The organism is Stenotrophomonas sp. GD03794 (assembly GCF_029842145.1).
GTDB lineage: Bacteria > Pseudomonadota > Gammaproteobacteria > Xanthomonadales > Xanthomonadaceae > Stenotrophomonas > Stenotrophomonas riyadhensis.
In genome coordinates, this window is the sequence record NZ_JAOCFV010000103.1 from 1 (window position 1) to 4,669 (window position 4,669).

At 63.2% G+C, this 4,669-nt stretch carries 2 protein-coding genes; both read right to left on the reverse strand.

Annotation, left to right across the window (positions count from 1 at the left end):
* A partial coding sequence (locus N5D91_RS24235; protein WP_279909133.1) for a hypothetical protein occupies positions 1 to 944 on the reverse strand: 944 nt, incomplete at its 3' end.
* The gene (locus N5D91_RS24240) at positions 944 to 4,546 is read right to left on the reverse strand and encodes a hypothetical protein (protein ID WP_180854657.1); all 3,603 of its coding nucleotides are present in this window, start codon (positions 4,544 to 4,546) and stop codon (positions 944 to 946) included. The genes N5D91_RS24240 and N5D91_RS24235, both read right to left, overlap by 1 nt.
* Positions 4,547 to 4,669: the final 123 nt, after the last annotated feature.

The following is a 4,669-nucleotide window of genomic DNA, read 5'->3' on the forward strand; positions in this document are numbered from 1 at the left end:
GGCGAATTGCTGTTCAGCACATTGAAGGATTTGACGTAAAGAGTCTTCCCCGGAAACGCATCGAGATCGACCAACATCTCACCACTCAGAAATGGCCGCGCATGCAATGGAGAGTACGCACCTGGCAGACACCCCCTCGCCAGATAGGCCCCTTCCTTCATCAGCGGCCGTTCGATCAAGACACCGCCAGAGATCGGATCTGGAAACACAACGCCACCCGATCCAATCGCACTTCCTTCGGTGCCATAGCTCGGATTTACCAGATGCAAAGGGATCGATCCGGGCTGCTGTGTGTAGGCCCTGAGTGCATAACAACAGACACTGCTGGGCATGCCACCATAGAGCGAGGTTGTCGTGTGCAGCAAACCATCCCCAACACTGTTGGCCGGGGTGACCATCGCGTTTCCGCCCACCATGAAGTGCGACTTGTCCCCTGGAACGAAGGATTCGATATCGCCTGCAAAGAACGGAAAAGCCGGAATCGTTGCGTACGGATTCGAAATAGGCAAGCTGTAATAGTTCACGAAGAAGTACATCGCCTGATCCGTGGCGATGATTTCCCATAGCCGAGAGTTCCCGTTGTTCTCGCTTGATTTCAACAGGAGAATTCCGTTGGCGCGCTGCCCAGTGGTGGGTGCGGGCCCAGTCCCAGCGTCGACATCACTCATCGTTTCGTAAGCTCGCGCGTACGCGTATCCGGGCGTCGCGCTCGGCTCCTCAACACGAAGATAGCCGCCCGAACCATCCACGTGATTGTTGCGGTATACGCGCTTGTTAGTCGCGGTGAAGGTTCGAACCCAGCCTGCGCCAGGCTTGAAATCGGCACCGACCCCATACCCATTGACCAGCACCGCATCCAGCAGTGCCACAAGGCTGCCAGCCACGCCGCTCAACTGCGGGGCACCAGGGTCAGTAGAACGATAGATTCGAGGCAGCGAGGCCATTATGCGGCTCCTTCGATATTGCCGATTACCTGGATACGAGTTGAATCGGTAACCACTTCCGGGGTCCCAGGCAGCGTCGTGCGAATCATCCACACCGGAGCCAGACCACCCACGGTGTTGAACCGCACCACATTGTTGGTCGACCAACCACCGCCCCACCCCTCTTTCCGCATGCGGAAGTAAGGCTGCCCTGTGCGTGGATTCACCGGCGCAAGATCAGACGTTGTGTTGCCTGAAGCGATCACGCCCACCGTCTCACCGATCAGCTCGAACTGCGTCGCGGACGTGAACCGCACAGCCCAACGCTCAGTGATTGCGTCCGCATTGGTCACCACCAGCGGATAGTCGGTGTCGTTGTAGGTACCAGGGGCCACGCTGCCGGAGGGCGCATCGGCCCATACGTTTGACCAGGCGGCCTGATCAAACAGGTTCACCACGCGCGCCTGCAGATCCAGCGAGCCATTCGCCTCGCCCAGACGCAGCGCGGTACTGATCATCGCCTCGCCCACCGGATAGTCATGAGTCAGGCCAGTGTTGATCTCGATCTCGCCCGTGATCTGTGGCTGCACAACCAAACGCCGATCCTCAACGCGCTCGCTGATCGTGATGGGCAGCGTGTAGGCAGAAAGGTTCAGCGGATCACTGAACTTCAGCGTGCCCACGTCCAAGTCAGCCACAAACCATGCCGCATCCACCGGCGCGCCCCGCGAATCCCGGACCTCGATGGCCGCCACCCGCCCACGGCCGAAGGAAACGGTCTGGTTCGCCTGGGGCGAGGCCACCACGTGCTTGGCGGTGTGGTGGATCAAGACCGTCTGCCCGGGCTTGAAGGCCGGGGCGCGCCCATCGCTCGGAAGCCGCACCGACGACAGGCCGATGACGACCTCCGACAGCGGAATCGAGCGGTAGACGACCGCCCCCATGTAGATGGAGCCGGCCAGCACCAGCGCCGGGCGCCAGATCCGGTCGCCCTCCACCAGATCAGGATCGAACCAGGGCTGGCCCTCATTGCCAGCCACCGGCACCAACTGGCCGAACTGCACCTTGGCGACGCCACTCTCCCAGTCCACGGTGCCGCGGATCTGCGCACCGGAGATCACGCCATTGATGTCAGCCGTCGCAGTGAGCATCTCGCCATCGAGGCGGTTGGCGCGCAGCGTGAACATGCCCGGTCGCAGCGGCGAACCCGGTGCCCGGAAGAAGCTGTTGGCCACGCCAGGGTCAGCAATGCGCGTCAGCAAGGACTGGATCTGCACGCTGTTAGCGCCACCGGCCAGCCATTGGGTCAAGCTCACCACGCCAGCGGTGTAGTCGATGGTGCCAGCGTAGACACCCGCCCCGGTCAGAGGATCGACCGTGTGGTAGAGCCCGCCACTGCGGTCCACGTAGGTCCGGCCACGGAAGCTGAACCTGACGCTGCCTGGCACGATGCTATCGCTGATGGTCGGCGTCAGCTGCAGGGACACCGGCGGCAGTGGCAACGATTCCTCGGCTGACTCCGTCCCAGCACCAGCCAGCGTCCAGCCGACCGAAACGAGCGTGCCTGCGGAGAACTGTGCAAGCACGTCCACTCGGCCATAGCCCACCACCTTCAACCGCCCCGAGCGCAGCTCATACTGCGGGTACGACACCTGACGAACCATGAACTTTCCGGCCTGCAGGCTCACCGCACCGGTGCTGTAATTGATGGCCCCAAGCGCGGTGGTGGCGGCGGTGTCGCCCACCGAGACAGCCACCAGGTTGCCGTTGCCGTCGTCCTTGGCGATGACGCGCATGGGCTGCGGCGCGGAGGCCAGATCGTAGGCATCACGCATCACGGTAATGACCCAGTCCAGCATCACTGAGCCCGGCTTGACCGGACCCTGTGGCAGCGTGAATGAGACCAGCCCGTTTCCATCCGGTACCGGCTGCGGCGCGGCATGAAGCGGCTCACCCCAGTCGTAATTGACCGCCACCTGGCTATTGGCGTCGGGCAGCGTCTCCAGCTGCAGCAGGCACTCTCCCGTTGCATAGACGATTGAGCCGCGAAGCTGACCAGCGATGAGCAGGCCACCGACGCCATTGTCCACCACGTTCACATCCACACCGCCCACCCGCACCGTCAGGTGCACGGTCCCGGGCGCAGCGCCGGCATTCCCCAGCATGAACCGCAATGCAGGTGGCTTGATGTTGGTGTCGCCGGCACGGGCCTCGGCAATGATCGATGTACCCCACGCGCTGATGATGCTGCTATCCAGGTCGGGCAGCGCACCGGTGGTCAGCACCAGAGAGCCGGTCACGTAGTTGATGGTGCCGCTGCCCTGCCCGGGCTTGCCAACGAGCTGGCCACGACCGTTGTCGGTCAGGCGATACCAGCGCCCGAGCGCGCGGTAGTCCACCACGACCGTGCCCGGCGCCGGCAGCGGCTCCAACTGGGCCAGCCAGACCATGCCCTGGTTGTTCTGCGTCACCGCGATCTCATCGGTGAAGCCTTGCATGGGGATGGTGCCGGCAGGCGTGGCGGTGATGCTGACGCTGGTGCTGCCCACACCGGTGGAATGAACCAGCGACACAGCGCCGGTTTGATAGTCGACGGTACCCGACCAGGGCGTGACCGCTGCAGACGCCAGGCCGCCGGTGCCGTCATCCGTAAGCTCGATGCTGCCCACCAGCACCTTCACGCTGCCGACAGCCATGCCCGTGCCCAGGAAGCGAGTGACGGAAACGCCAGCCACGAATGCGCTGGTGAAGCTCAGCGCCAGGCTGTTGACCGGTCCCGAGGGGACGTGGCTCAACGTTCCCATGCCAGCCAGAACGTCGCTCACGGCGGTTTCAGCTGTGGACGTGGGGACAATCGGCACATAGGGCGAGTCGATCTGCACGGAAAGGTCACCGGGTTTCCCGGCAGCCGTGAGCCGCTTCACACTGTGGTAGCTGGTCGCATCCACGACGTTGGTCTCATAGACCCGGGTTCCCGGCTTCGTGGCCGAGTAGCGGATGACCTCCTGCCCGTAGAAATTGAGCAGCAGCGCATTCACCAGCTCGATCACAAGCACATCGCGCTCGAAGGCGCCCTGGTCATCGGTGAACGTCCGCGTGGTCCGAGAAAGCACGTTCTTCACCCGCACGTACTGCTCGCCGGGATCGCGCCCCGAGGCAGCCAGCGTCAGCAGGCTCAAGTTGTCGTTGATGTCCGGGCTCGGCGCATCCTTGGTGGTGTAGACCTGAATGGTCATCTGGCCGATGAAGTGGTCGCCCAGCAGGATGAATCGCGATTCTGTGCCGCGGGTGATGTAGCTCTCCACCCGGTTCTTGGCGTCCAGGCGCACATCGCTGTAGGAGCCGGTGGCGAACATGGTCACGGTCACACGCGGGTCGGACGGCGGGTCGATCAGCACCGCGATCGCATCCTTCAGAACATCCGGGCCCGGGGTGTCCACATGCACGAACATCTTGCGGAGCGTGGAGCGTCCCGTGGTCCGCTCTTCATCACCGATGTCGGGGAACAGGTTGTTCATCGCTCCATCGACAATCTCGGCCTGGACCATACGGCCGCCGCCATCAGGGTTGTCGGTGAGGCGCTGCGACTGGCGCATCTTGATATCGGTTGCGAGGATCGTCATTGGTCAGACCGTCATGAGGCGAAGGGTGATGGAGAAGTAGTCGGCATCGAGCGCCGGCACCGCGAATCGGCAGGGATCAGCCTCGACGGCGGCCCCCTCGGTCCGGCGCCACCGGACCTGGAA

Coding starts and splice junctions, on each gene's coding strand:
- N5D91_RS24240 (WP_180854657.1), bottom strand. CDS start 4,546: ATGACGATCCTCGCAACCGATATCAAGATGCGCCAGTCGCAGCGCCTC.